The 25,423-nt window shown below is 66.1% G+C and carries 26 protein-coding genes and 1 other RNA gene; 22 read left to right on the top strand and 5 right to left on the bottom strand.

Features of this window, described 5'->3' with window-relative positions:
- The first annotated feature begins 161 nt into the window (after positions 1–161).
- Positions 162–524: a hypothetical protein gene (locus N911_RS0111455; RefSeq protein ID WP_029897257.1), complete on the top strand. Its 363-nt coding sequence runs from the start codon at positions 162–164 to the stop codon at positions 522–524.
- A gap of 83 nt (positions 525–607) precedes the next feature.
- Here N911_RS0111455 and glmS read toward each other — a convergent pair whose 3' ends face one another.
- Together glmS and N911_RS0111465 are read right to left on the bottom strand one after the other, a co-directional pair.
- Positions 608–2,434 (bottom strand): glutamine--fructose-6-phosphate transaminase (isomerizing), encoded by a 1,827-nt coding sequence (glmS, locus tag N911_RS0111460; protein WP_029897259.1) that lies wholly within the window; start codon positions 2,432–2,434, stop codon positions 608–610.
- Positions 2,435–2,450: 16 nt separating this feature from the next.
- Complete coding sequence (locus N911_RS0111465; protein ID WP_029897260.1) at positions 2,451–3,065, bottom strand: XTP/dITP diphosphatase; 615 nt, start codon at positions 3,063–3,065, stop codon at positions 2,451–2,453.
- A gap of 152 nt (positions 3,066–3,217) precedes the next feature.
- Between N911_RS0111465 and N911_RS0111470 the strand changes: the two genes are divergently transcribed.
- Positions 3,218–3,940, top strand: coding sequence for a hypothetical protein (locus N911_RS0111470; RefSeq protein ID WP_029897262.1), 723 nt, complete (start codon positions 3,218–3,220; stop codon positions 3,938–3,940).
- Positions 3,941–3,943: 3 nt separating this feature from the next.
- On the opposite strand, the gene N911_RS0111475 is transcribed toward N911_RS0111470, so the two are convergent.
- Positions 3,944–5,449, bottom strand: coding sequence for a two-component system sensor histidine kinase NtrB (locus N911_RS0111475; RefSeq protein ID WP_051694351.1), 1,506 nt, complete (start codon positions 5,447–5,449; stop codon positions 3,944–3,946).
- A gap of 85 nt (positions 5,450–5,534) precedes the next feature.
- Here N911_RS0111475 and rimO point away from each other — a divergent pair, with 85 nt between their 5' ends.
- From rimO to sppA, 3 genes are all read left to right on the top strand, one after another.
- The gene (gene rimO, locus N911_RS0111480) at positions 5,535–6,839 is read left to right on the top strand and encodes a 30S ribosomal protein S12 methylthiotransferase RimO (protein ID WP_029897267.1); all 1,305 of its coding nucleotides are present in this window, start codon (positions 5,535–5,537) and stop codon (positions 6,837–6,839) included.
- A gap of 111 nt (positions 6,840–6,950) precedes the next feature.
- Positions 6,951–8,810: a 30S ribosomal protein S1 gene (locus tag N911_RS0111485; RefSeq protein ID WP_051694235.1), complete on the top strand. Its 1,860-nt coding sequence runs from the start codon at positions 6,951–6,953 to the stop codon at positions 8,808–8,810.
- Between the two features lie 31 nt (positions 8,811–8,841).
- Complete coding sequence (sppA, locus tag N911_RS0111490) at positions 8,842–9,681, top strand: signal peptide peptidase SppA (RefSeq protein WP_237559948.1); 840 nt, start codon at positions 8,842–8,844, stop codon at positions 9,679–9,681.
- An 84-nt stretch (positions 9,682–9,765) separates the two neighbouring features.
- On the opposite strand, the gene N911_RS0111495 is transcribed toward sppA, so the two are convergent.
- Both N911_RS0111495 and mnmL read right to left on the bottom strand, forming a co-directional pair.
- On the bottom strand, positions 9,766–10,233 hold the full coding sequence (locus N911_RS0111495; protein WP_029897274.1) for a methylated-DNA--[protein]-cysteine S-methyltransferase: 468 nt from the start codon (positions 10,231–10,233) through the stop codon (positions 9,766–9,768).
- An 11-nt stretch (positions 10,234–10,244) separates the two neighbouring features.
- A complete protein-coding gene (gene mnmL, locus N911_RS0111500) occupies positions 10,245–11,192 on the bottom strand; it encodes a tRNA modification radical SAM protein MnmL/YtqA (RefSeq protein WP_029897276.1) in 948 nt (315 codons plus the stop codon).
- Between the two features lie 121 nt (positions 11,193–11,313).
- Here mnmL and N911_RS0111505 point away from each other — a divergent pair, with 121 nt between their 5' ends.
- The 17 genes from N911_RS0111505 to ssrS all read left to right on the top strand — a co-directional run bounded on the left by N911_RS0111505 (position 11,314) and on the right by ssrS (position 25,408).
- On the top strand, positions 11,314–12,354 hold the full coding sequence (locus N911_RS0111505) for a rod shape-determining protein (RefSeq protein ID WP_029897278.1): 1,041 nt from the start codon (positions 11,314–11,316) through the stop codon (positions 12,352–12,354).
- Between the two features lie 66 nt (positions 12,355–12,420).
- Positions 12,421–13,341, top strand: a complete 921-nt coding sequence (mreC, locus tag N911_RS0111510) for a rod shape-determining protein MreC (RefSeq protein ID WP_051694237.1) — start codon at positions 12,421–12,423, stop codon at positions 13,339–13,341.
- A 1-nt stretch (position 13,342) separates the two neighbouring features.
- Positions 13,343–13,819 (top strand): hypothetical protein, encoded by a 477-nt coding sequence (locus N911_RS0111515; RefSeq protein WP_029897282.1) that lies wholly within the window; start codon positions 13,343–13,345, stop codon positions 13,817–13,819.
- The gene (gene mrdA, locus N911_RS0111520) at positions 13,797–15,689 is read left to right on the top strand and encodes a penicillin-binding protein 2 (protein WP_051694239.1); all 1,893 of its coding nucleotides are present in this window, start codon (positions 13,797–13,799) and stop codon (positions 15,687–15,689) included. The genes N911_RS0111515 and mrdA overlap by 23 nt, the downstream gene beginning before the upstream one ends.
- Positions 15,689–16,804 (top strand): rod shape-determining protein RodA, encoded by a 1,116-nt coding sequence (gene rodA / locus N911_RS0111525; protein ID WP_029897286.1) that lies wholly within the window; start codon positions 15,689–15,691, stop codon positions 16,802–16,804. Before mrdA ends, rodA begins: the two co-directional genes overlap by 1 nt.
- A gap of 25 nt (positions 16,805–16,829) precedes the next feature.
- Positions 16,830–17,201: a bactofilin family protein gene (locus tag N911_RS0111530; protein ID WP_029897288.1), complete on the top strand. Its 372-nt coding sequence runs from the start codon at positions 16,830–16,832 to the stop codon at positions 17,199–17,201.
- Between the two features lie 188 nt (positions 17,202–17,389).
- Positions 17,390–17,806 (top strand): ATP synthase F0 subunit B, encoded by a 417-nt coding sequence (locus N911_RS0111535; protein WP_029897291.1) that lies wholly within the window; start codon positions 17,390–17,392, stop codon positions 17,804–17,806.
- A 20-nt stretch (positions 17,807–17,826) separates the two neighbouring features.
- Complete coding sequence (gene atpF, locus N911_RS0111540; protein ID WP_029897293.1) at positions 17,827–18,402, top strand: F0F1 ATP synthase subunit B; 576 nt, start codon at positions 17,827–17,829, stop codon at positions 18,400–18,402.
- Positions 18,399–18,950, top strand: coding sequence for an ATP synthase F1 subunit delta (atpH, locus tag N911_RS0111545; protein ID WP_029897295.1), 552 nt, complete (start codon positions 18,399–18,401; stop codon positions 18,948–18,950). Before atpF ends, atpH begins: the two co-directional genes overlap by 4 nt.
- A gap of 4 nt (positions 18,951–18,954) precedes the next feature.
- On the top strand, positions 18,955–20,463 hold the full coding sequence (gene atpA, locus N911_RS0111550; RefSeq protein WP_029897296.1) for a F0F1 ATP synthase subunit alpha: 1,509 nt from the start codon (positions 18,955–18,957) through the stop codon (positions 20,461–20,463).
- A 12-nt stretch (positions 20,464–20,475) separates the two neighbouring features.
- Complete coding sequence (locus N911_RS0111555) at positions 20,476–21,372, top strand: F0F1 ATP synthase subunit gamma (protein ID WP_029897298.1); 897 nt, start codon at positions 20,476–20,478, stop codon at positions 21,370–21,372.
- Positions 21,373–21,389: 17 nt separating this feature from the next.
- Positions 21,390–22,790, top strand: a complete 1,401-nt coding sequence (atpD, locus tag N911_RS0111560) for a F0F1 ATP synthase subunit beta (protein ID WP_029897300.1) — start codon at positions 21,390–21,392, stop codon at positions 22,788–22,790.
- A gap of 9 nt (positions 22,791–22,799) precedes the next feature.
- Positions 22,800–23,228, top strand: coding sequence for a F0F1 ATP synthase subunit epsilon (locus N911_RS0111565; protein ID WP_029897301.1), 429 nt, complete (start codon positions 22,800–22,802; stop codon positions 23,226–23,228).
- A gap of 125 nt (positions 23,229–23,353) precedes the next feature.
- Positions 23,354–24,727, top strand: a complete 1,374-nt coding sequence (gene glmU, locus N911_RS0111570) for a bifunctional UDP-N-acetylglucosamine diphosphorylase/glucosamine-1-phosphate N-acetyltransferase GlmU (protein WP_029897302.1) — start codon at positions 23,354–23,356, stop codon at positions 24,725–24,727.
- A 39-nt stretch (positions 24,728–24,766) separates the two neighbouring features.
- Positions 24,767–24,943: a cell division protein ZapB gene (locus tag N911_RS18305; RefSeq protein ID WP_138774389.1), complete on the top strand. Its 177-nt coding sequence runs from the start codon at positions 24,767–24,769 to the stop codon at positions 24,941–24,943.
- A 9-nt stretch (positions 24,944–24,952) separates the two neighbouring features.
- Positions 24,953–25,204, top strand: a complete 252-nt coding sequence (locus N911_RS0111580) for a cell division protein ZapA (RefSeq protein ID WP_029897304.1) — start codon at positions 24,953–24,955, stop codon at positions 25,202–25,204.
- Between the two features lie 17 nt (positions 25,205–25,221).
- Positions 25,222–25,408: non-coding RNA, 6S RNA (ssrS, locus tag N911_RS18070), on the top strand.
- The last annotated feature ends 15 nt before the right edge of the window (positions 25,409–25,423 follow it).

Below are 25,423 nucleotides of genomic sequence, written 5' to 3' on the forward strand. Positions count from 1 at the left end.
AACTGTATTCCCGTCGTCATGGGGAGTCAATCGCCTCGTCCGTGGTGTCCGCTCCCCGATTTCTTCTCCCTTTCTCCCCTGTGCCCGGACGCGGGCCAGGGGCAGAAGGAATGGTGCAGGCAAGCGAGAAAATCGACGCATTCACGCACCAAGGAGGCGCAATGGCTACCGTCCGCTTTACCCGCTGCACCCTCTATCCCTTGAAATACCAGCGAGACACCGAGGAGATGGTCTCCACCGTCTTCTACGAGGCGGAAACGGAGAAGGGCAAGGTGGAGGATTCGGTGGACGTCATGCAGAAGGTGGGCACCGAGTTCCAGAAGGCCCCGCTGAAAGTGGCCTTGTCCGAAGTGTCCGTGGCCCTGTTCGACGAGGAGGCCTTCAAGGAGGAGGCGCTGAAATACTATCGCGACTGCTGGGCCGCTCCCGGCGAAGGCATGCGCACCATGGGCGCCCCGGCGGACTTCGAGGAGGACCGCATCTTCGTCATGGACAAGGAAGTGGATGTGCCCGCCAAGAGCTGAAAACCGCTGAAAGCGCCACGAAAAAAGGGCCTCCCCGGAATTCCGGGGAGGCCCTTTCTCGTGGTTGCTTGAGTAACTCCGTCTTATTCCACGGTAACGGACTTGGCCAGGTTGCGGGGCTGGTCCACGTCTTTGCCCAGGTAGTCGGCCAGTTCGTAGGCAAAGAGCTGCAGGGCGGGCAGGGCCATGAAGACGTTCAGCGGGCCCCAGACGTGGGGCAGGGGCCAGGGGTGGTCCACCTCCAGGTCCAGGCCGGGGTTGGTCAGGGCGATGATCTTGCCGCCGCGCGCCTGCACCTCGATGAGGTTGGACTTGACCTTGGGGAACAGCTCGTCCGCCATGGCCAGGGCGAAGGTTGGGAACTTGGGGTCGATGAGGGCGATGGGGCCGTGCTTCATCTCCCCGGCGGCGTAGCCCTCGGCGTGGATGTAGCTGATTTCCTTGAGCTTCAGCGCGCCTTCCAGGGCCATGGGGTAGGCCCAGCCCCGGCCCAGGTAGAGGAAGTTGGCCGCCTCGGAATAGAGGCGGGAATACTTCTGGGCGGTCTCGCGCATCTCCGGCAGGGCGTCGTCCAGGGTGCCGGGCAGCTCGTCCAGGGCCTTGGCCGCGGTCTCCATGTCCTCGTCCGAGAACCGCCCCAGGCGGCGCGCCAGCCGCAGGGCGATGCACAGCAAAAGCGTCAGCTGCGAGCACATGGCCTTGGTGGAGGCCACGGAGATTTCCGGCCCGGCCTGGGTGTAGATGACCGCGTCCGACTCCCGCGCCACCGAGGAGCCGACCACGTTGCACAGCCCCAGCACCTTGGCCCCGCGTTCCCGCGCCAGCCGCATGCCCGCCAGGGTGTCCGCGGTCTCGCCGGACTGGGAGATGGCCAGCACCATGTCCCCCGGTCCCACGATGGGGTCGGAGTAGCGGAACTCCGAGGCGATGGTCACGTCCACGGGCACGCGGGCCAGCTTTTCGATGATGTGCTTGCCCCACAGTCCGGCGTAGTAGGAGGTGCCGCAGGCCACCACGGTGATGCGCTCCGGATCGGGCAGGTCGTCCAGCTCCTCCAGCCGCACCTCGCCCGCGGCCGCGTCCAGGCGGCCGGTGAGGCAGTCGCGGATGACCCGCGGCTGCTCGAAGATCTCCTTGAGCATGAAATGCTTGTAGCCGCCCTTCTGGGCCGCCTGCACGTCCCAGGTGATGGTCTGCGGCTCCTTGTCGCGGACCTTAAGGGTCTCCAGGTCGTAGACGCGCCAGGAGGAGGCGTCGATCTCCACCAGCTCCCCTTCCTCCAGAAAGACCACCTCTCGGGTGTAGGGCAGGAAAGCGGGGATGTCCGAGGCCAGGAAGTTCTCGCCCACGCCAAGCCCCATTACCAGGGGGCTGTGCTGGCGCGCCCCCCACAGCCGTCCGGGGCGGTCCAGGGAGAGGACCACGATGGCGAAGGCCCCCTCGGCCCGGCCCAGGGTCCAGGACAGGGCCTCCTTCATGGAGCCGTGGTGGTGCAGCCCCTCGGAGAGCAGCTGCACCAGCACCTCGGAGTCCGTGTCCGAGCGGAAGGTGTAGCCCTTGTCGGCCAGCTCCTGCCGCAGGGACTGGAAATTCTCGATGATGCCGTTGTGCACCAGGGCCACGCGCTCCCCGCCGTCCAGGTGGGGGTGGGCGTTGGCCTGGTTGGGTACGCCGTGGGTGGCCCAGCGGGTGTGGGCCAGGGCGGTGGTGGCGTTGTAGACGTTGCCCGCCTTCTCCAGCGCCCTTTCCAGCTCGGCCAGCTTGCCCGACTCCTTGATGACCTCCAGCCGCCCCTGCTGGGCGAAGGTCACGCCGGCCGAGTCGTAGCCCCGGTATTCCAGGCGCCGCAGCCCCTCGATGCAGACGGGCACGGCCGGGCGGTGCCCGGTGTATCCGATGATGCCGCACATATGCTCAGTCCTTGTTTCAGTCTTGTTGACCGGCGCGTTTCCAGAAGTCCGCCCAGGTTTCCAGCAGCAAGTTCAAAGCCCGGCCCCGGTGGGAACGGGCGTTCTTTTCACCGGGCGCCAGCTCGGCCGAGGCCTTGCCCAGCTCCGGGTCGATGAACAGGGGGTCGTAGCCGAAGCCGCCCTCGCCCTGGGGCTGGAAGGCGATGCGCCCCTCCCACTCGCCCCGGGCCAGGGCCTCGGCCCCGTTGGGCGCGGCCGCGGCCATGACGCAGACGAAGCGGGCCGCGCGCTCCTGCTCGGGCACGCCGGACAACTCCCGCAGGAGCTTGGCGTTGTTGGCCTCGTCGTCGCCCTGCTCCCCGGCGTAGCGGGCGGAATGCACGCCGGGCGCGCCGCCCAGGGCGTCCACCTCCAGGCCGGAGTCGTCGGCCACGGCGGCCAGGCCGGTGTAGGCGCTCATCTCGCGGGCCTTCTTCAGGGCATTCTCCTCGAAGGTCTCCCCGTCCTCCGCCACCTCGGGGGCGCCGGGGAAGTCGTCCAGGCTGAGCACCTCGATGCGCGAGCCGGAGAGCAGGTCGCGGAGTTCGGAAATCTTGCCTTTATTGCGGGTGGCCAGAACGATTCGGGACAACGAAAGCTCCTTTGCGTGGCAATCCGCGAAGGGTAGCGGGAAAGATTGCCGCTCGCAACATCTTCTGGAATAGTGGGCTTGTGGAAGGAGGGCCTGAAGCGCCGCCACACGCGGCGGGATGGCCGCGACCAAGCCGTTTTCAGGAGCCGGACATGCCCAAGCTGTTGCGCCGGGGCCAGGTGGTGGACCCAGAGGAAGTCGGACCGGAGAAGGAGACCATCCAGGAGGGCGGCGCCGCCGATGCCAAGTCCGTGACCCTCAACCTCACGGCCGAGGGGTACAAGGCGCTGCTGCGGCTCAAAGTCAAGCATCCGGACACCCCCACCTCCTGCATCGTCTCCGCCGCCCTGGTGCTGGCGGCCAAGCAGGACAAGACCAAGATCGCGGGTTCCTTCGACGAGGAGTCCATCCGCAAGATGGTGGAGGACGAGCTGGAGGTGGGGCCGGCCCGGCTGTTGGCCGAGGGCGAACAGACCCCGGCCGAACAGCGGGCCGAGAAGCGCGCCTCCAAGGCGGGCGCATCGCCGCCTCCTCCCCAGCCAGCGTCCGAGGAGGCCGGGGAGGGCGGGCAAGTGGAGTCGTCCGGCCCCAGGCTGGCGGATATGACCGCCGAGGAACTGGCCGCCAAGAAGAAGTCCGAGGGTCTTTCCCTGGACGAGAAACAGGCCTATCGCGAGCGGGTGCTGCTGCGCCTGTACACACTCTATCGCCAGGGCCAAAAACCGGAGGAGATCGCCAAGACCTTCAATCAGGAGGGACTGCCGCCCATCGAGGACGACGACGCCTGGGACGGCAGGGGGGTGCGCCTGTGGCTGGACCAGGAGGTCCTGCCGCGCAAGATGCAGTTCGAGATGAAGATGGGCCGCGAGGGGTAGAGGCTACTCCTCGTCCTCGTCCTTCCCCTCCAGCGCCCCGGCTGGCTCGTCGTCGTCGCCCAGAAGCGGAGGCAGCAGCAGCCGCACCGTGGTCCCCTCCCCCTCCACGCTCTCTATCTGCACGTCGCCGCCCAAGTCGTCGAGGATCTTCTTGGTCATGGCCAGGCCCAGCCCCGCGCCCTTGTCCTTGGTGGAGAAGAAGGGGTTGAATACCTTGGGCAGGTTTTCCGCCGGAATGCCCACCCCGGTGTCCGTCACCTCCACGGCCACGTAGCCGCGGCGCAGGTATGTGCGCAGGGTCAGCTCGCCGCCCTCGGGCATGGCTTCCTTGGCGTTCTTGACCAGGTTGATGAGGCTCTGCTTGACCATCTCCGGGTCGCCCTTGGCCAGGGGCAGGTCCTCCTGGGGCAGGAACTCGGTGTGGATCTTCAGTTGCCTCGCGTTCATGGACATGATCTCCAGGGTGTCGCGCACCAGCTGGTTGACGTCCATGCGGCCGGTCTCGCCTTCTGTGGGACGGGTGAAGTTGAGCAGCGACTTGAGGATGGCGTCCAGGCGCTGGGACTCCTTGAGGATGATGGAGACCTTCTCGGCCGCCTGTTCGTCCAGGTTGCCGTTGCGCTGCAGGGAGTTGGCGAACCCGGCGATGGTGAAGAGCGGGTTGCGGATCTCGTGGGCGATGTAGGTGGACAGCTCGCCGATGCTGGCCAGCCGCTCCGACTGCTGCAGCCGCTGCTCCATGTGGGTGCGGCGGGTGATGTCGCGGCGCATCTCGGCCACGTGGGTCAGCTGGCCCAGGTCGTTGCGCACCGGGTAGGTGTAGACGCGGTAGTAGTGCAGCTTTCCGTCGTCGTCCACCATGGTGTAGAGCGACTCCGACTTCTTGCCCGTGTGCACGGTCTTGCCGAAGGGGCAGTCGTACTCCGGCGCGCGGCAGAGGTTCTCCTCCTCCTCCAGCGCCTCCCAGAAGTAATAGCCCACGTAGTCCTCGCGCTTGCGTCCCCGCCGTTCCCAGACGTTGCGGTTGCAGTCCACAATGCGTCCCTCGGTGTCCAGAAGCAGCACGTCCTCGCGCAGCTCGTCGATGACCGTGTTCAGCAGGTGCTTGGTGCGGGTGAGGTCGGTGCGGCAGGTGCGGCAGACCGTTTCCGGGTCCAGCAGGGTGAGCAGGAAGAGGCTCTCCGAAGGGCCGAAAACCAGAACCTCGTCCGGGGCCTGCTGGCGCAGGGCGCGATCGGCAGGGTCGGACTCGAAGTCCAGAATGACGTCCAGCCCGGGCTGGCCGGCCAGCATGGACAGGGCGTCCGGGTAGACGTCCAGGCCGGAGGGGGAAACGTGTTCGGGCAGGCTGCCGCCGGGGCAGGCCACGGCCACCAGGCGCAAAGGGACGTCCTCGCCGGCGCCGTTGTGCAGAAAGCGAAGCGCCTGCTCGAACTCGGGGCCGGACCCGGCCAGGGCGGCCCGGTAAGCCTTTTCCGGCCCCAGGACGGTGAGCGGTTGGGCGCACATATATATTGGATGTAGCCGCGCGATAACCGAAATGCAAGGGGAGGCTCTTTTCAGACCGCGCCGGATGGGGTAGGCGGAGGCCTTCATGGAGCGAATCAAAATCTACACAGTCTCCCTGGGCTGCCCCAAGACCAGGGTGGACACGGAAGCCTTCCTCGGCGGGCTGGGGCCGGGGCGTTTCGCCCCGGTGGACGACCCGGCCGGGGCCGAACTGATTTTCATCAACACCTGCGGTTTCATCGCCCCGGCGGTGGAGGAGTCGGCCCAGACCATCATCGAGGCGGCCGAGGCCGCCCGCGAGGGCGGGGGCGGCGCGCTGGTGGCCGCGGCGGGCTGCCTGGTGGCCCGCTACGGCGCCGGGGACCTGGCCGCCGAGCTGCCCGAGGTGGATTTGTGGCTGGACCTCTCCGAGCGCCACCGCTGGCCGGAAATGGTCCTCGAGGCGCTGGGCCGGGCCGGGTCCGGCGCGGCTGGGCGGCTTCTCTCCACCGGACCGGGCTACGCCTACCTCAAGATCGCCGAGGGCTGCCCGCAGCGCTGCGCCTTCTGCACCATACCGGACATCCGCGGCCCGCTTCGCTCCAGGCCGCCCGAGGAGTTGCTGGCCGAGGCCCGCTCCATGCTGGAACAGGGTGCGGCCGAACTGGTCCTGGTGGCGCAGGACTTGACATCCTACGGAAGAGACCTATGCTCGGAAGCGCGCCTGGCCGACCTTGTGGAATCCCTGGCCGGGCTTCAGGGACTCGACCGATTACGCCTCATGTATCTCTACCCCGCCGGTCTGACCGACGGGTTCCTCTCCAGGCTGTCCCAAGTAGGACCGCCCCTCGCACCGTACTTCGACGTTCCGTTGCAGCACGCCCATGCCGACGTTCTATCGGCCATGGGGCGGCCCTTCGCGCGCGACCCCCGCAGGGTGGTGGAGCGCATCCGCGCCCGTTTTCCGGACGCGGCGCTGCGCACCAGTCTCATCACCGGCTATCCCGGCGAGACGGAGGACGCTTTCCGGACGCTGCGCGATTTCGTGGCCGAGACGCGCTTCCATCATATGGGGGTCTTCGTCTTCGAGCCCGAGGACGGCACGCCGGCGGCGGAGCTGTCCGGACGGGTGGACAGGGAGACGGCCGAGGCACGGCGGGAGGAACTGATGTCCCTGCAGGCGGGGATTTCGGAGGAGATACTCGGGGAGCTTGTGGGTACCGCCCAGGACGTGGTGGTGGACGAGCCCTCTCCGGAGTGGCCCGGGCTGCACGTGGGACGCTGCTGGTTCCAGGCCCCGGAGGCGGACGGCGTAACCTGGATAAGCGGGCCGGGCGTGCGCCCGGGCGCTATGGTTCGGGCGCGGATCGATGAGGCAAAAACCTACGATCTTGTCGCCCTGGCGGAGTGAGGAAAAGCGGAAAAAACCACGTCTCACGGGGGTTCAACGGTTGCCAACCCCCCTGCCCTGTGCTAGGGCCAGAAAAATTTTCGGCTGAGGAGTCGATTGGAGGAAACCCAAATGACTGTTTCGCAACAGCAAAACGACACAAAGGCATCGGCTGACATGGAACTTGAAGAAGTTAATTTTGAATCTGCCCTGGAGGACTACCTCAACGCCGACTTCGGCGAACTCGAAGAGGGCAGTATCGTCCGGGGTGAAATCGTGCGCGTGGGCAAAGACCACGTGCTGGTAGACGTCAACTTCAAGTCCGAAGGACAACTGTCCGTATCGGAGTTCACCGACGGCGAGGGCAACGTCACCGTCGAGGTGGGCGACCAGGTCGATGTCTTCGTCCTCAACAAGAACGAGTCCGAGGGCACCATCACCCTCTCCCGCGAGCGCGCCAAACGCATGAAGCTCTTCGACAAGCTGGAGGAAGTCCAGGAGCGCGAAGAGATCATCACCGGCAAGATCGTGCGGCGCGTCAAAGGCGGATACACCGTGGATCTGGACGGCATCGAGGCCTTCCTGCCCGGCTCCCACGTGGACCTGCGCCCCGTGCCGGACATGGACGCCCTGGTCGGCCAGGAGTTCGAGTTCCGGGTGCTCAAGATCAACCGCCGCCGCTCCAACGTCATCGTCTCCCGCCGCGTGCTGCTGGAAGAGCAGCGCGAGGAGATGCGAAAGCAGCTCCTGGAGACCATCGACGAGGGCCAGGTGGTCGAAGGCAAGGTCAAGAATATCACCGAATACGGCGTGTTCGTGGATCTCGGCGGCCTCGACGGCCTGCTGCACATCACGGACATGTCCTGGAAGCGCATCAAGCATCCCAAGGAGATGGTCTCCCTCGGCGACGAGCTGGAGCTGAAGATCCTCTCCTTCGACCGCGATTCCAACAAGGTCTCCCTGGGCATGAAACAGCTCGTGCCCGACCCCTGGGAGAACATCGCCGAAAAGTACCCCGAGGGGGCCCGCTTCACCGGCAAAGTCACCAACCTGGTGGACTACGGCGCCTTCGTGGAACTGGAGCCCGGCGTCGAGGGCCTGGTGCACATCTCCGAGATGAGCTGGACCCGCAAGCTGCGCCATCCCTCGCAGATGGTTTCCGCCGGGGAAGAGGTCGAGGTGGTCATCCTCGGCGTTGACCAGGACAAGAAGCGCATCTCCCTGGGCATGAAACAGGTCAAGCCCAACCCCTGGGACGTGGTGGCCGAGAAGTACCCCGAGGGCACCATCCTCGAGGGCGCGGTCAAGAACATCACCGAGTTCGGCCTCTTCATCGGCATCGAGGACGGCATCGACGGCCTCATCCACGTGTCCGACATCTCCTGGACCAAGAAGATCCGCCACCCCTCCGAGATGTACCAGGTGGGCGACACCGTGCAGGCCAAGGTGCTCACCGTGGACAAGGAGAACGAGAAGTTCACCCTGGGCATCAAGCAGCTGCACGAGGACCCCTGGAACAAGGTGCCCGACAACTACCCCGTGGGCGCCACCGTCGAGGGCACTGTGACCAACATCACCGACTTCGGCCTCTTCGTCGAAGTCGAGGAAGGCATCGAGGGTCTGGTCCACGTCTCCGAGATCTCCAGTAAGAAGATCAAGGACCCCTCCGAGATGTTCAAGGAGGGCGTGACCATCACCGCCAAGGTCATCCACGTCTCCGCCGACGAGCGCCGCCTGGGGCTGTCCATCAAGCAGCTCAAGGACGAGGAGGAGCGCAAGCGTCCCCGCGAGTTCCGCGGCGGCGGTGGTGGCGGCGGTGGCCGCGGCCCCTCCGAAGGCGGCTTCACCCTGGGCGACGTGATGCAGCAGCAGCTCAGCCAGGCGGGCGAGCCCGAGACCGTTGAGCAACCGTCCGAACCCGAGCCCGAGGAAGTGCCGGAAGCTCCGGAGTCCGAGGGGTCCACCCAGACGGATGACGACGAGCAAGCCTAGCTTCAGTCAGCGCCACCCCTTCCTGTTTGGGGTGGCGCTTATTCTTGTGGCCGTGGTCCTCCTTACGGGGGCCACGGCCCTTGTGCGTTTGTGGCTCTTCGGCGGCATGGAGCGCATGGCCTCGGAGAAGATAGGCCTGGTCCGCGTGGAGGGCATGATCACCTCCTCCGAGGACGTGGTGGACTGGATCGCCCGCCTGGCCCGCGACGACACGGTCAAGGGCGTGGTGGTGCGCGTCAACTCGCCCGGCGGCGTGGTGGCTCCCTCCCAGGAGATATTCCGGGCCGTGCGCCGCCTGTCCAAGGAGAAGCCCACGGCCGTGTCCATGGCCTCGGTGGCCGCCTCGGGCGGCTACTACGTGGCCTGCGGCGGGTCGCGCGTTTTCGCCAATCCGGGCAGCCTGACAGGTTCCATTGGGGTCAAGGCGGAGTTGCCGGACATCAAGGGACTGCTGGACAAGCTGGGCGTGTCCATGCGCGTCATCGCCTCCGGCCCCTACAAAACCGCCGGGTCTCCCTACGAATCGTTGACCGACCGCCAGCGCGAGATGCTGACTCGCATGGTCATGGACATCCACGACCAGTTCGTGGGCGACGTGTCCGAGGCCAGGGGCATGGAGCGGGGGGAGGTTGAGAAGCTGGCCCGGGGGCAGGCCTACACCGGCCGCCAAGCCAAGGAGCTGGGGCTGGTCGACCAGCTTGGCGGCCTGCGCGACGCCGCGGCCTGGGTTCGCTCCCAGGCCCAGGTGGGCCCCGGCGTCCCCGTGCTGAAGGGGCCGCCCGAGGAGTCCGCCGGGCTGTTGCGCCGCATTCTCGGCGAGCTGTCACTGGAGCTTTCGGAGGGCGGGGGCCTGCGCCTCACCGCCAGATAGAGCCGGACGTTACACCTGCTTGTAAACCCCGCGTACCCAGGTGCGCGGGGTTTTTTCGTGCGGAATGGTGGAAGGCAAAGCGGCCTAGCGAGAGGCCAAATCCCGCTCCAGGCCCAGCAGCCATTGCTTCATGGCCAGTCCGGGGCCGAAGCCGGTCAGCCCGCTGGAGCCCACCACCCTGTGACAGGGGACTACCAGGGGCCAGGGATTGGTGGCCATGACCCGGCCCACGGCCCGGGCGGCTCCGGGGCTGCCGCACCGGGCGGCCAACTCCCCGTAGGTCAGGGTGCGGCCCGCCTCGGTGGCGGCCAGGGCGCGCAGAATCTTTTCCTGGAAGGGCGTCAGCCGTTCCCAGGCAAGGGGCAGGTCGGGCCACCTGCAGGCCCGCCCGTCCACATAGTCACGCAGGGCGTCCAGAAGCCGTCCGCCCGCCTCGGTGCTCGGCGCGCGGCGGGGGCGGCCGCCGGACCATTCAAGGCTGATGGAGGCCAGCCGCCCGTCCTCCCAGACCAAGGTCAGGGCCAGGGGCGGGGCCACGAGGTATTCGTACATCACTCCTCCGCTCAGCGCGCCTCGGGTTGGAACCAGGGGGGCGGTCCGCCGGGCGCGCCGTTCTTCTTTCCCTGCCACAGACTCCGCTCGCGCAGAAGCTCCTGGATGGCTCGCATGGTCTTGCCCTTGTCCGCCGCCCAATCCGGAGCCAGCAATTCGTCCGGGGCCGGGTCGCCGGTAAGCCGCTGCACCACCACCTCCGGCGGCAGCAGGGTCAGGGCGCGGGCGGCCATGGCCGCGTACTCGTCCCGCTCGAGCGGGGTGTAGCGGCCCTCCCGCCACCATTCGGCCAGGGGCGTCCCCCGGGCCACGTAGCAGGAGTGCAGCTTCACCCCGGCCACGGGCAGGGAGGCCAGGAAACTGATGGTCTCCAGAAACTCAGCCTCTCCTTCGCCCGGCAGCCCGGCGACCATGTGGGCGCATACCCCCAGTCCGGCCTCGGCCGCCGCCCGCGCGGCTTCCGCGAAAGAGGCCGCGCCGTGGCCCCGGTTGATGCGCTCAAGCGTCGAATCGTTGGCCGACTGCAGGCCAAGCTCCAGCCATTTTTCGGCAAACGGCGCCTCGGCCAGCAGGTCGATTTTTTCCGGGTCCAGGCAGTCCGGCCTGGTGCCCACGGCCACGCCCATGCAGCCGGGCAGCGTGGCCGCCTCGTCCAGCATGGCGGCCAATCGTTCCGGCGGGCCGTAGGTGTTGGAAAAACTTTGGAAATAGGCTAGGTACCCGGCCTTGCCGGGGCCGAATTTCCGCTCGTACCGTTCCCGCCAGGCGTTCCACTGGTGCGTCAGGGATTCGTCGCCCCGGCCGGTGCCGGAGCCGCTGGGATTGCAGAAAACGCAGCCTCCTGTGGAAATCGTCCCGTCGCGATTTGGACAGGAAGAGGCGGCGTCCAGGGGGATTTTTTGCACGCGGTGCCCGAATTTGTTGCGGAAGTGGACGGAGAGGGTATGGTATCTGTTCATGATTGCCCGCCCTGGCGGGGGATTTGCATGTCCATTTCTGTTGCGGGTGGTACCGGTATTTGCTACCACCAGCCGAACCGCGTTCCAAGCGCGACTTTCCCCAAGGAGCGGCTATCCCCCCATGCCGAAGATCGTCGACAAAGCCTTAGGCTACTTTTCCAATGATTTGGCCATTGACCTGGGCACCGCCAACACCCTGGTCTACGTCAAGGGCCGCGGCATCATGCTGCGCGAGCCCAGCGTGGTGGCCGTGAAAAAAGACGCCCGCGGCGGCAACAAGGTCCTGGCCGTGGGCACGGACGCCAAGCGGATGCTCGGCCGCACGCCGGGCAACATCGTGGCCATCCGACCCATGAAGGACGGCGTGATCGCCGACTTCGAGGTCACCGAGGCCATGCTGCGCCATTTCATTTCCAAGGTGCACAACTCCCGGCGGCTGGTGCGCCCCCGCATCATCATCTGCGTGCCCACGGGCATCACCCAGGTGGAGAAGCGGGCCGTAAAGGAGAGCGCCCAGAGCGCGGGCGCCCGCGAGGTCTACCTCATCGAGGAACCCATGGCCGCGGCCATCGGCGCGGACCTGCCAATCACCGAGCCCACTTCCAACATGGTGGTGGACATCGGCGGCGGCACCACCGAGGTGGCCGTCATCTCCCTCTCCGGCATCGTCTATTCCAAGTCCGTCCGCGTGGGCGGCGACAAGATGGACGAGGCCATCATGCAGTACGTCAAGCGCAAGTACAACATGCTCATCGGCGAATCCACCGCCGAGCAGATCAAGATCCAGATTGGCTCCGCCTACCCCTCCGATGAAGTGGAGGAGATGGAGGTCAAAGGCCGCGACCTGGTCTCGGGCATCCCGCAGAACATCGCCATCACCTCCGAGGAGGTGCGCAAGGCCATCTCCGAGCAGGTGGAGTCCATCGTCCAGGGCTGCCGCATCGCCCTGGAGCAGACCCCGCCGGAACTGGCCGCGGACATCGTGGACCAGGGCATCGTCATCACCGGCGGCGGTGCGCTGCTCAAGGGACTGGACCAGCTCCTGCGCGAGGAGACGCACCTGCCCATCGTGGTGGTGGACGACCCCCTCTCGGCGGTGGTGCTGGGTTCGGGCAAGGCGCTGGACAACATCGACATCTACAAGGAAGTCACCATCGACTAGGCCGCTGATGGAGATGCTCGTGCCCGCCACCTCCCATACCCGCCAAGGCTCCCGGGGCGGTCGCGCATGAAGGGCGGCTTCGGAATCAAGCGCCTGATCTTCCTCTTTCTGGTTCTGCTTCTCGCCTACCTCACGCTCTACACCTGGAACCTCAAGAGCGGCGTTCTGGACGAGTTGGCCGGCAACACCGGCCTGGAGTTCACCGGCGTGGTCCTCGCCCCGGGCAAATGGGTCCACCGCGAGTCGCTGGCCCTGTGGGACCGCTACGTGCACCTGGTGGGCGTGGAGGGGGAGAACGAGCGCCTCAAGGACAGGGTGGACGAGCTGGTGCTGGAAAACGTGCGCCTGCGGGAGTCCAAGGAGCGGGTGGAACGGCTGGAGCGGCTTTTGCGCTTTCGGCCGCCGCCGCGCTGGGAGAGCCTGGGAGCGCGGGTCATCGCGCACAAGCTGGGCCCGGTGGGCAGCCTGGAGACCATGCTGGTGGACCGGGGCTCGGCCGAACGGGCCGACCTGGACCAGCCGGCCATCACGCCAACCGGCGTTGTGGGGCGGGTGCTGCGCACCGCGCCGCACTTCTCCACCCTGCTGCTGCTTTCCGACCCCAACTCGCGGGTGGCCGTGGCCGGGCGAAAGTCCCGCACCACCGGCATCCTGGTGGGGCAGGGGCCGGGCGAGCCGCTGCGGGTGCGCTACGTGCCCCTCAACGAGCCCCTGGCCGAGGGGGAGGTGCTCGTCACCTCCGGCCTGGCGGACATCTACCCCAAGGGGTTGCCGGTGGCCCGGGTGACGGGCATCCGGCGTTCGGACATCTCCCTCTTCCAGGACGTTTCGGCCGAGCCGGTGGTGGACCTGCGCGACCTGGAGGAGGTGCTGCTGCTGCTGCGGCTGCCGCCGGAGGTGGCCGGCGTGGGATCCGCCAACGCCACGGCTCCCGGCAACGCTACCGCGGGGGGCGAAGCCCTCCTCCCGGCCGCGGACGGGGGCTGACGTGCGCTCCTGGCTCTTCTGGCTGGCTTTCACCGTGGCCGGGGTCTGGGCGCAGCACTTCGCCCCGGGCCTTGACTTCCTGGCCGCCGGGCTCATCGTCAGCCTGCAGGAACAGCGTCCGGGCAGGACCCTGTGGCTGGCCCTGGCCTGGGTGCTGGTGCAGGAGGGCATGGGCAGCCTGGCCTTCGGCACGGTCATCCTGCTCTACGCTTCGCTGGGCATCATGTACGCCGTCGGGCGGTGGCTGTTCGAGGCCAAGAATCTTCTTTTCGTCTGTCTGCTGGGCGTGGGCTACGCCCTGGTCATGGCCGGTCTGAACCTGACCATGGCCACCCTCCAGGACGCGGTGGCGCCGGTGGAACGCCTGCTGCGCCTGGGGTTCATGCAGGCGGTGCTCACGCCGGTGGAATGGCTGGTCCTGTCCAGGCTGTTCGCCAAGTACGGGGAAAAACGGAGTGCTCGCACGGTTCCAATCTGACGCCAACAGCGCGCCCCGCCAGGGGCTGGTGCTGCTGCAGGTCCTCATCGTGGGCCTGTTCTGCGTCTTCGCCCTGCGCTTGTGGTACCTGCAGGTGCACAAGGGCGCGTACTACGCGGAAAAGGCCATGGACAACCGCCTGCGGCAGGAGCCCATGTACGCCCCGCGCGGCCTCATCCGCGACCGCGACGGCCGTCTGACAGCGGTCAACGAACCAGCCTACGCCCTGGGACTGGTGCGCGAGGACGTGGAGGATCTTGAGGCCACCCTGGGGCAGGTCTCCAGGCTGACCGGCGTCCCCCGGGCCGAATTGCGGGAGAAGTACGACCGCCTCCGCCGCCGCGTGAAGCCCTTCGAGACCATGGTGCTGGCCCCGGACCTGGCTTTCGACACCCTGGCCCGCGTGGAGGCCCTGGCCCTGCGCTGGCCGGGCCTGGAGATCGTGGTCCGGCCCAAGCGCCACTATCCCCAGGGCGAGCTGCTGGCCCACGTGCTGGGCTACGTGGCCGAGGCGGATGAAAAGGAACTCGAGGAGCGGCCGGAGCTGGACCTGGGCGACACCGTGGGCAAGCAGGGCCTGGAATACGTGCTGGAGGACCGGTTGCGCGGCACCAAGGGGCTGCGGCAGATGGAGGTGGACGCCTCCGGCCGCGGGCTCAACGATCTGGTGGTCAAGCCGCCCCGGGCGGGCAGGAACCTGACCCTGTCCATCGACCTGGACCTGCAGCGCAAGGCCACCGACCTGCTGCGTTCCGGCAACCACACCGGATCCGTGGTGGCCCTGGAACCGTTCTCCGGGCAGGTTCTGGCCCTGGTCACCAACCCCTCCTACAACAACAACGATTTCGCCACCGGCCTTTCCACCAAACAGTGGGCCGAGCTGCGCGACGACCCCCGCCATCCCATGCAGAACCGGGTCATCCAGTCCGCCTACCCGCCGGGTTCGGTCTTTAAGCTGATCATGGCCGGGGCGGCCATGTGGGCGGAAAAGATGGACCCGGGGGAGACCGTCTACTGCCCGGGCCACTACCGCCTGGGGCGGCGGGTGTTCCGCTGCTGGAAGAAGCGGGGCCACGGCCACATGGACCTGGAGCAGGCCCTGGTGCAGTCCTGCGACGTCTATTTCTACGAATGGGGCCACAGGCTGGGCGTGGACCGCATCGAGGAATTCGCCAAGGCCTGCGGCTTCGGCGAAAGGACTGGCATCTCCCTGCCGCATGAGCGCAGCGGACTCATTCCCTCGCGGGAGTGGAAGCGAAAACGGTTCGGCCAGCGCTGGCAGGGCGGCGAGAACCTGAACATGGCCATCGGCCAGGGCTACACCCTGGTCACGCCGCTGCAGGTGGCCCGCTTCCTGGGCGGGCTCATCAACGGCGGCGACCTGCTCCGCCCCAGGCTGCTGGCCGGGGGCGAGCCGGAAAAGAGCGGCTCCGTTCCGCTGGACAGGAGACAGCGCCTGGCCATCCTCGACATCATGCGGGACACGGTGGAGTCGCCGCGCGGCACCTGCCGCAGGCTGGAGATGGATGGCGCGGTCATCGGCGGCAAGACCGGCACAGCCCAGGTGGTGCGGCTCAAGGAGGAGGACCGGGGGGCGGAGACCGAGGAGATCAAGTACCGCTTCCGTGACCACTCCTGGGTGGCCACCTGGGGAATCAAGGACGGTCGGGCCGTGGTCATCGTGGTCATGGTGGAGCACGGCGGCCACGGCAGCGAGTCCTCCCTGCCCGTGGCCAAGGCCATGTACCGTTTTCTGTATGACGAGGGCGCGGCCATGGGGCCCACCTGGCCCTACGTGACCCCCGACCCCCCGGAGGTGCTGCGGGTGGATCGGGAAGATCCGGATGAGGAAGCGGGAGGCCAGGGCTGATGACTCCCATCGACCGCAGGCTGCTTCTGCACGTCAACTGGACGCTGCTGGGCCTGACCGCCGTGCTCTTCGGCCTGGGGGTGCTGAACCTCTATTCCGCCTCGGGCTTCCGGCTGGAGGCCGGGCTGTCCGTCTCCCCCTACTACCAGAAGCAGCTTGTCTGGGGGCTGGTGGGACTGGGCGGCATGCTGGCCTTCGTCATCCTCGACTACCGCCATCTGAAGGTGCTCTCCTGGCCGCTGTATTGGCTCACCGTGGCGCTGCTTCTGTACGTGCTCTTCATGGGCAAGGTGGCGGGCGGCTCCCAGCGGTGGATATCCCTGGGCTTCATCAGCTTCCAGCCCTCGGAGATGGCCAAGATCGCCATTCTGGTCTTGGGGGCTCGCCTGCTGGCGCGCGAGGCCGGGCCGCTGGACTGGCGGGGGTTGTTCCGCATCCTCTGCTTCGGCATGCTGCCAGCGGCCCTCATCATCCTGGAGCCGGACCTGGGTTCGGGGCTGAACATCCTCCTGCTTTTGGGCGGCATCATCCTCTTTCGCGGGCTTCTGCCGCGCATTGTCAAGACCGCGGTGGTGGTGCTGCCGGCCATCGTTCCCCTGGGCTGGTTCTTACTGCACGACTACCAGAAGCGGCGCATCCTGACCTTCCTCAACCCCTCGGAAGATCCCCTGGGCGCGGGCTACCACATCATCCAGTCGCAGATCGCCATCGGCTCCGGCCAACTCACGGGCAAGGGGTTCCTGGCGGGCACCCAGAGCCAGCTTCGCTTTCTGCCGGAGAAGCACACCGACTTCGCCGTGGCCGTGTTCGGGGAGGAATGGGGCTTCATCGGCACCATGGTCCTGCTGGGCCTGTTCTGCCTCTTCCTGTACCGGATCTACATGGTGGCGCGCGACGCCAAGGACCGCTTCGGGGCCTTCCTGGTGGCCGGGGTGTTCTTTTATTTCTTCTGGCAAATCCTGATCAACATGGGTATGGTCCTGGGCCTCATGCCGGTGGTCGGGATACCGTTGCCGTTCCTCAGTTACGGAGGCAGCGCCCTCTTCGTTAACTTCTGCCTCATCGGACTCGTCCTGAACGTTTCCATGCGGCGTTACGTCTTCAAGCAGAGTTGAGAAAGCAATGAGGAGACGCGGGAAGATGGCCAAAGACGAGATCAACGCCTTTCTCGGGGCGGGGACTTCCTATCAGGGCAAGCTCAACTTCCAGGGCTCGGTGCGCATCGACGGCGCCTTCCAGGGCGAAGTGACCAGCGAGGGGACGCTCGTGGTCGGCCAGGAGGCGGACGTGGAGGGCACCATCGACGTGGGGCAGCTGGTTCTCTCCGGCCGCATGAACGGCGAGGTGCGAGCCCGCGAGCGGGTGGTGCTGCACCGTACCGCCAACCTCCACGGCACCCTCATCACTCCGGTGCTGGTCATGGAAGAGGGCGCGGTCATAGACGGCCGCATCACCATGACCTCGGACAGCGCCGAGGCCCTCCCCTCCGAGCAGACCTCCATCGAGTCCTGAACCCGTCGGCCGGGAGTCCCCGGCAGACGGGAAACAGCGGCGTGAATTTTGGCACAAACCGCGCCGCGCAAGGCTTCCGGAAGTCCTGGGAGCCGTTTTAGCGGCAAAAAGCCGTTGACGCCCGGTCGCAAATTGTTTAAAGCCGCACTGGCTTTGGTCAAAAATTCACAACCTCCGCGGGGGCGAGCATGATCGATCTCGACATTACCATCTTTATCCAGCTCGTGAACTTTCTCATCATGTGGTTCGTTCTGGACCTCATCCTCTTTAGGCCGATCCGGGGCATCATCCGGAAACGCAACGAGCACATGGAACAGCAGATGGACACCGTGGAGAAGTTCAGCGGCCAGGCCACGGAGAAGCTGAAGAACTACGAGGCCGCTCTCGCCGAGGCGCGCACAGCGGGCGCCCAGGAGCGGGACCGGCTCAAGGAAGAAGGGCTGGGCAAGGAGCAGGAACTTGTGGGCGCCGCCCAGAAGGACGCCTCCGCAAAGGTCCAGGCCTCCCGGCAGGAGATCAGCGCCGAGGCCGACAAGGCCAAGGAGACGCTGAAGGCGGATGTTCGCAAGCTGGCGGAAGCGGCCACGGCGAAAATTCTCGGCTGAACCATCGAGGAGGGACCATCTTGAACCGCACGCGCACAATCGCAATTTCGCTGGCCATCGTCCTGCTGGGCGCCGGCGTGGCCTTCGCCGCCGAGGGCGGCGGAGGGGGAGACCACGGCCTGCCCTGGGCCAACTTCGGCTTCCGGGTCCTGAACCTGGTCATCGTCGTCGGCATCATTTGGAAGTTCGGCGGCAAGGCCATCCGCGACCTCTTCCTGGGCCGCCGCGACAAGATCAAGAGTGAGCTGGACGACCTGGAGACCCGCCGCAAGGACGCCGAAGGCAAGCTGCGGGACGTCGAGCAGAGCATCGCCAGCATCGAGCAGGAGAAGGAAGATATTCTTTCCGAGTCCCGCCGCCAGGGCGAAGCGCTGAAGCAGGCCATCATCGAGGAGGCCGAGCGCAAGGCCGAGCAGATTCGCACCTCCGCCGAGGCCAGCGTGGCCGCCGAGCGCCGCATGGTCCTGCAGGACCTGCGCGCCGAGGTGGCCGACATGGTCGTCGAGGCCGCCGAGTCGATGCTCAAGGAAAAGCTGACCGAAGAAGACCATCGCAAGCTGGTCGATGACTATCTCAAGAAGGTGGTGCTCAATTGACCGAGAACATCGTTGCCCGACGGTACGCCAAGGCCCTCTTCTCGTTGGGCGCCCGCAAGGGCGACAAGGAGCTTGAGGCCATCGGCAAGGACCTGGCCTCGGTGGCGGAAACCTTCGCCGCCGCACCCGATCTGATCCGGACCTTCCGCAACCCCCTGTTCAGCGCCCAGGAAAAGTCGGCCGTGGCCGCCAAGGTCCTGGACAAGCTGGGGGTCAAGGGCACGGTCCGCAACTTTGTCCTGCTCCTCGGCGACAAGGACCGCCTTGGCTACCTGCCCGGGATCGAGCGGGTCTTCTCCGAGCTCCTCGACGAGCGCCAGGGTGTCCTGCGCGGCAGCCTGGTGACGGCCGTGGACATTCCCGAGGATACGCGCGAGTCGCTCAAGAAGCGGCTCGAGGAACAGACCAAGGCCACGCTGGTTTTGGGTTACGAGGTTGATCCCGACATCCTGGGCGGCGTTGTGCTCAAGGTCGGCGACAAGGTTTTGGATGCGAGTTTGCGCGCGCAGCTCTCCATGCTGAAAGAAAACATGACAAGGGGTGAGTAGGGCCATGCAGATCAAAGCGGAAGAAATCTCTCAGATCATCGAGTCCCAGATCGAGAATTACGAGTCCCAGGTCGAGATGAGCGAGACCGGGACCGTTCTGAGCATCGGTGACGGTATCGCCCGCGTCTACGGCGTCCGGAACGCCATGGCCATGGAGCTCCTCGAGTTCCCCGGCGGCGTGAAGGGTATGGTTCTCAACCTCGAGGAGGACAACGTCGGCGTGGCCATGTTGGGTGACGACACCGACATCAAGGAAGGCGACCCGGTCAAGCGCACCGGTGACATCTTCTCCGTCCCCGTCGGCGAGGGCGTGTTGGGCCGCGTGGTCAACCCCATCGGCGAGCCCATCGACGGCCAGGGCCCCATCGAGGCCGCCGAGACCAAGGAGGTCGAGGTTGTCGCTCCCGGCATCGTCGCCCGCAAGTCGGTCCACGAGCCCATGTACACGGGCCTCAAGGCCATCGACGCCATGACCCCCATCGGCCGCGGCCAGCGCGAGCTGGTCATCGGCGACCGCCAGGTCGGCAAGACGGCCATCGGCATCGACGCCATCCTGGCCCAGAAGAACACCGACGTGAAGTGCTTCTACGTGGCCATCGGCCAGAAGAAAGCCTCTGTCGCCCTGGTGGCCGACGTCCTGCGCCAGCACGGCGCTCTGGAGTACACCACCATCATCTCGGCCACCGCTTCGGAGCCCGCCTCCCAGCAGTTTATCGCCGCCTACGCCGGCACGGCCATGGCCGAGTACTTCCGCGACCGCGGGCAGCACGCCCTGATCATCTACGACGACCTTTCCAAGCAGGCCGTCGCCTACCGCCAGATGTCGCTGCTGCTGCGCCGCCCCCCGGGACGCGAGGCCTTTCCCGGCGACGTTTTCTACCTCCACTCCCGCCTGCTGGAGCGCTCCTGCAAGCTCAACGACGAACTGGGCGCCGGCTCCCTGACCTCGCTGCCCATCATCGAAACCCAGGCGGGCGACGTGTCGGCTTACATCCCGACCAACGTCATCTCCATCACCGACGGCCAAGTCTACCTGGAGCCCAACCTCTTCTACGCGGGCGTCCGGCCGGCCATTAACGTCGGCCTCTCGGTCTCCCGAGTGGGCGGCGCGGCTCAGATCAAGGCCATGAAGCAGGTCGCGGGCACGCTCCGTCTTGACCTCGCCCAGTACCGCGAGCTGGCCGCCTTCGCCCAGTTCGGCTCCGACCTGGACAAGGCCACCCAGCAGAAGCTCGCCCGCGGCGAGCGCATGGTCGAGCTGCTGAAGCAGCCGCAGTACCAGCCCTTCCCCGTCGAGGAGCAGGTCGCCTCCATCTTCGCCGCCGGTCGCGGCTACATGGACGACATCCCGGTCGAGGCGGTGAACAAGTTCGAGACCGAATTCCTCGAGTTCATGCGCAACGCCAAGTCCGACATCCTCAAGGACATCAAGGAGAAGGAGAAGCTGGACGACGACCTGGAAGGCCGCCTGAAGGCCGCCGTGGAGGAGTTCAAGAAGGGCTTCAGCGCCTAAAGGGGTCAGCCAATGGCTTCGCTTCGAGACGTCAAGAACCAGATCAACGCGGTCAAAAAGACCAAGCAGATCACCAGGGCCATGAACATGGTGGCCTCGGCGAAACTGCGTGGTGCTCAGTCCAAGATCGAGCGCTTCCGGCCCTACGCCGAGAAGTTCTACGAGATGCTGACCGAGCTGGCCGCCGGCACCGACCCCTCCATCCACCCTCTTCTGGAGACGAGGGAGGAGGTCAATACCGTTGGCATCGTGGTGGCCACTTCCGAACGTGGCCTCTGCGGCAGCTTCAACACCAACCTGGCCCAGATGGCCCGCAAGCTTGCGGACAACAAGATCGCCGAGGGCAAGCAGGTCAAGATGATCTGCGTGGGCAAGAAGGGTCGCGACTTCTTCAGAAAGCGCGGCTACGACATCATGTCCGATCACACCGGGGCCATGAACGACTTCGACTTCACCCTGGCCAACCAGATCGGCATGGAAGTCATCGGCGCCTACCTGCGGGGCGAGCTTGATGAAGTCCACATGGTCTTCTCCGAGTTCGTCTCCATGGCCAAGCAGGTTGCCACCTCCCTGCCGCTCCTGCCCCTGGCGGGCGCGGCCGAAACAGCCGCCGAAACCGAGGCCGAGCAGCCCGGCGCAGGCGGCATGAGCGAATACATCTACGAGCCCTCGGTTGAAGGGCTTTTGGCGGAGCTTCTGCCCCGCTACGTCAAGGTGGTCATCTACCGCGGCCTGCTGGACACTTCGACCAGCGAGCACGCGGCCCGCATGGCGGCCATGGATAACGCGACCAAGAACTGTGACGAGATGGTCGACACGCTGACGCTGCAGTACAACAAGGCGCGTCAGGCGGTCATTACCACGGAACTCATGGACATCGTCGGTGGCGCCGAGGCGCTGAAAGGATAAGCAAGGGGTGAAAGACAATGAGCGGTAACGTCGGAAAAATCGTGCAGGTCATCGGGCCTGTCGTGGACCTGGAGTTCGAGGAGGGCCAACTGCCCAACATCCTCAACGCCATCGACATCGTGAACCCCAACAGCGAGGCCGCGCGCGACCTGGTCGTCGAGGTCGCCCAGCACCTCGGTGACAACGTGGTGCGCTGCATCGCCATGGACTCCACCGAGGGTCTGGTCCGCGGCCTGGAAGGCAAGGACCGCGGCGAGGGCATCACCTGCCCCGTGGGCGAGGGCGCCCTGGGCCGCATCCTCAACGTGGTCGGCCGCCCCACTGACGAAAAGGGCCCGGTCAAGGCGGACAAGTATCTGCCCATCCACCGTCCCGCCCCCGATTTCACCGACCAGTCCACCGGCGTGGAGCTGCTGGAAACCGGCGTCAAGGTCATCGACCTGCTCATCCCGTTCCCCAAGGGCGGCAAGATGGGCTTGTTCGGCGGCGCCGGCGTGGGCAAGACGGTTATCCTCATGGAGATGATCAACAACATCGCCAAGCAGCACGGCGGCAAGTCCGTGTTCGCCGGTGTTGGCGAGCGCACCCGTGAGGGCAACGACCTCTACCACGAGATGATCGAGGCGGGCGTCATCGACAAGTCCATGCTCGTCTACGGCCAGATGAACGAGCCCCCGGGAGCCCGTGCCCGCGTGGCCCTGACCGCCCTGGCCGGCGCCGAGTACTTCCGCGATGAGGAAGGCGAGGACGTGCTGCTGTTCATCGACAACATCTTCCGCTTCACCCAGGCGGGCACCGAGGTGTCCGCGCTGCTGGGACGCATGCCCTCCGCGGTGGGCTACCAGCCGACCCTGGGCACCGACCTCGGCGGCCTGCAGGAGCGCATCACCTCCACCACCAAGGGCTCCATCACCTCGGTGCAGGCCGTCTACGTCCCCGCGGACGACCTCACCGACCCCTCGCCGGCCACCACCTTCTCGCACCTGGACGGCACCCTGGTGCTGTCGCGCCAGATCGCGGAGCTCGGCATCTACCCCGCGGTTGACCCGCTCGACTCCACCTCCCGTATCCTCGACCCCAACGTCCTGGGCGAGGAGCACTACGGCGTGGCCCGCGAGGTCCAGCAGATCCTGCAGAAGTACAAGGACCTCCAGGACATCATCGCCATTCTCGGCATGGACGAGCTGTCGGACGAGGACAAGCTGATCGTGGGCCGTGCCCGCCGCATCCAGCGCTTCCTCTCCCAGCCCTTCCACGTGGCCGAGCAGTTCACCGGCATGCCCGGCAAGTACGTCAAGCTTGAGGACACCATCCGCGGCTTCAAGGAGATCCTGGAAGGCAAGCACGACGACCTCCCCGAGTCGGCCTTCTACATGTGCGGCGGCATTGATGAGGCCGTCGAGAAGGCCAAATCCTAAGGAAGAGCCATGGCTGAGCAAATCCAGCTTGAGATCGTCACCCCCGACCGGAAGGTCATGAGCCAGCCGGTCGACTATGTGGGGGCCCCGGGCATCGAAGGGGAATTCGGCATCATGGCCAACCATGTGCCCTTCCTCTCCGCCCTGGGCATCGGCAACCTCTACTTCAAGGAACAGGGCCGGTACCACTATGTGTTCGTGGCTGGCGGCTTCGCCGAAGTCTCGAGCAATAAGGTGACTATCCTGGCAGAGATCGCGGAATTGGCCGCCGAGATCGATGTGGAGCGCGCCAAGCGCTCCCGCGAGCGGGCCGAGGAACGCCTCCGCATCCAGAAGGAAGAGGTCGACTTCGCCCGCGCCCGCGCGCAACTGCAACGGGCCATGGCCCGCATGCGCTGCCGCAGCTCGGCCGAATCCGCCGGTACCTGCAGCATCTAGGCCCCGTACCACCCCGTGCAATCCAGCGGACCCAGCCTTCTTCGCGAAGAAGGCTGGGTCCGCTTTTCTTTTCACAGCCGCCCTGGTATCCCTGCGGCGAGAACGCCTTTCTCCACGGAGGAGACATGCTGGAAAACTCCTGCGCGCTTGTCCTGGCCGCGGGCAAGGGAACGCGCATGCATTCGGGGGACCGGCCCAAAGTGCTGGCCGAACTCCTGGGGCGACCGATGCTGTGGTACGTGCATCGCGCCCTGGCCCCCGTTTTCGAGGACCGGGTACACACCGTGGTCGGCCACGGAGCGGACCTTGTCGCCGCGGCCTTTCCTGAACACAAGGACCGCTTTATCCACCAAGCGGAGCAACTGGGCACCGGCCATGCCCTGCAAGTGGCCTGGCCCCGCCTCAAGGCCCTGGGACTGCGCTATGTGGTCGTGGTCAACGGCGATACGCCGCTGCTGGACACCGCCTCTGTGGAGAAGCTGACCGAACGTGCCGCATCCTCCGGCGCGGCCGTGACCTTCCTGACCATTTCCCCTGAGGGGGAGAACGCATACGGCCGCGTGCTGCGCGACGAGTCCGGCGCGGTGCTGGGCATCGTGGAAAAACGAGACTTCGATCAGTCCAAGCACGGCCCGGAACCCCGCGAGGTCAACGCCGGTATCTACTGCCTGGACATGGAACGCGTCGCCCCACTGTTGGACTGGCTGGGGAACTCCAACAAGGCCCGCGAGTACTACATCACCGACCTGGTGGAACTGGCCATGGCCGACCAGGAGGGCGTGGAGGCCGTGGAGTGCGGCTCTGACGAGGGCCTGATGGGCGTCAACACCCCGGCCGAGCTTGTCTTGGCCGAGGAACGCCTGCGCGAATCCATCGTGGCCGGGCACGCCGCCTCTGGCGCCCTCATCCGCAACCCCGCCGCCTGCCGCATCGGCCCGGAGGCCACCATCGCTCCGGGCGCGGATATCACCGGCCCCTGCGAGATCACCGGCCAGGCCGTGCTGGCCCGCAGTTGCCGCGTGGAGCCGTTCTGCCACGTCATCGAGTCCTGGCTTGCCGAGGGCAGCCTTGTCCGTTCCTTTTCGCACCTGGAGCAGGCCGAGGTGGGGCCGGGCTGCGTGGTCGGCCCCTACGCCCGGTTGCGCACCGGCAGCGTGCTGGAGGAGAAGGCCAAGGTGGGCAATTTCGTGGAGATGAAGAAGGCCGTCCTGGGCAAGGGCTCCAAGGCCTCCCACCTCACCTATCTCGGGGACGCCGAGATAGGCGCCGGGGTCAACATCGGCGCGGGCACCATCACCTGCAACTATGATGGCCGGAACAAGCACCGCACTGTCATCCGCGACGGCGCCTTCATCGGCTCCAACACCGCCCTGGTGGCTCCGGTGGAGATTGGCGCGGACGCCCTGGTGGGGGCGGGCTCCACCATCACCAAGAACGTCTCGCCCGGCCATCTGGCCGTTACGCGGGCAAAGCAGGCCGAGGTCCGCAAACGCAAATGACGCTTGCGTTTACGGGCTTCGAGACTTAAGGTCAATCGTATGGATTTGCTTGAGCAGCTTGAGCAGCGCATGAACGAGCTGCTGAGGAAAAACAAGGAGCTTGAAGAAGACAACCGGCTCCTTCGGCAGGAGCTGGAGGAGGTCAGGCAGAACAGAGACGCCGTTCTCGAACGAATCGACGGCCTCTTGAAGCGGGTTCAGGGGGAACTCGGCTAGCGGTTGGACATGGCGCAGTACACGTTGAACGTCCTCGGCCTGGACATCACGTTCAGAACGGACGCCGACGCCGACCGCGTCCACGCGGCCAAAAACCTCGTGGAAGAGCAATTCAGTCAGTTCAATCAGGACGGCAAGAACATCAGCAAGGAAATGCTGCTGACGGTGTTGGCCTTGAGTTTGGCCGACGACTACCTGCAGGCCAAAAGCGAACTGCGGGAGATCGAAAACAAACTGGGCTCGCTTTTGAAGATACAGTAGGACGGAATGGAGAGAAATTTCCCCTGGATGGTTCGTGATTGCCGCATGCTATTGCTGAGCCAACGAGTAGAAAAACGTGGTGCAGCTTCCATCCGGCCCGTGCGCAAGCCCGGCGAGAACCGGGAAGCCTGACGGCCGGACAGCCGCGCCCCCACTGAACATTAGGTTCAGAATACCGGCAACACGGCCACTTCCGGGGTTCCATTTCCACCGTCCCCT

The sequence above is a fragment of the Desulfohalovibrio reitneri genome, assembly GCF_000711295.1.
Lineage (GTDB): Bacteria > Desulfobacterota > Desulfovibrionia > Desulfovibrionales > Desulfovibrionaceae > Desulfohalovibrio > Desulfohalovibrio reitneri.

Bases quoted from the DNA above. Each gene is read 5' to 3' on its own strand.
- N911_RS0111455 (WP_029897257.1), top strand. From the start codon at position 162: ATGGCTACCGTCCGCTTTACCCGCTGCACCCTCTATCCCTTGAAATAC.
- glmS (WP_029897259.1), bottom strand. From the start codon at position 2,434: ATGTGCGGCATCATCGGATACACCGGGCACCGCCCGGCCGTGCCCGTC.
- N911_RS0111470 (WP_029897262.1), top strand. From the start codon at position 3,218: ATGCCCAAGCTGTTGCGCCGGGGCCAGGTGGTGGACCCAGAGGAAGTC.
- N911_RS0111475 (WP_051694351.1), bottom strand. From the start codon at position 5,449: ATGTGCGCCCAACCGCTCACCGTCCTGGGGCCGGAAAAGGCTTACCGG.
- rimO (WP_029897267.1), top strand. From the start codon at position 5,535: ATGGAGCGAATCAAAATCTACACAGTCTCCCTGGGCTGCCCCAAGACC.
- N911_RS0111485 (WP_051694235.1), top strand. From the start codon at position 6,951: ATGACTGTTTCGCAACAGCAAAACGACACAAAGGCATCGGCTGACATG.
- N911_RS0111495 (WP_029897274.1), bottom strand. From the start codon at position 10,233: ATGTACGAATACCTCGTGGCCCCGCCCCTGGCCCTGACCTTGGTCTGG.
- mnmL (WP_029897276.1), bottom strand. From the start codon at position 11,192: ATGAACAGATACCATACCCTCTCCGTCCACTTCCGCAACAAATTCGGG.
- N911_RS0111505 (WP_029897278.1), top strand. From the start codon at position 11,314: ATGCCGAAGATCGTCGACAAAGCCTTAGGCTACTTTTCCAATGATTTG.
- mreC (WP_051694237.1), top strand. From the start codon at position 12,421: ATGAAGGGCGGCTTCGGAATCAAGCGCCTGATCTTCCTCTTTCTGGTT.
- rodA (WP_029897286.1), top strand. From the start codon at position 15,689: ATGACTCCCATCGACCGCAGGCTGCTTCTGCACGTCAACTGGACGCTG.
- N911_RS0111530 (WP_029897288.1), top strand. From the start codon at position 16,830: ATGGCCAAAGACGAGATCAACGCCTTTCTCGGGGCGGGGACTTCCTAT.
- N911_RS0111535 (WP_029897291.1), top strand. From the start codon at position 17,390: ATGATCGATCTCGACATTACCATCTTTATCCAGCTCGTGAACTTTCTC.
- atpA (WP_029897296.1), top strand. From the start codon at position 18,955: ATGCAGATCAAAGCGGAAGAAATCTCTCAGATCATCGAGTCCCAGATC.
- N911_RS0111555 (WP_029897298.1), top strand. From the start codon at position 20,476: ATGGCTTCGCTTCGAGACGTCAAGAACCAGATCAACGCGGTCAAAAAG.
- atpD (WP_029897300.1), top strand. From the start codon at position 21,390: ATGAGCGGTAACGTCGGAAAAATCGTGCAGGTCATCGGGCCTGTCGTG.
- N911_RS0111565 (WP_029897301.1), top strand. From the start codon at position 22,800: ATGGCTGAGCAAATCCAGCTTGAGATCGTCACCCCCGACCGGAAGGTC.
- glmU (WP_029897302.1), top strand. From the start codon at position 23,354: ATGCTGGAAAACTCCTGCGCGCTTGTCCTGGCCGCGGGCAAGGGAACG.
- N911_RS18305 (WP_138774389.1), top strand. From the start codon at position 24,767: ATGGATTTGCTTGAGCAGCTTGAGCAGCGCATGAACGAGCTGCTGAGG.
- N911_RS0111580 (WP_029897304.1), top strand. From the start codon at position 24,953: ATGGCGCAGTACACGTTGAACGTCCTCGGCCTGGACATCACGTTCAGA.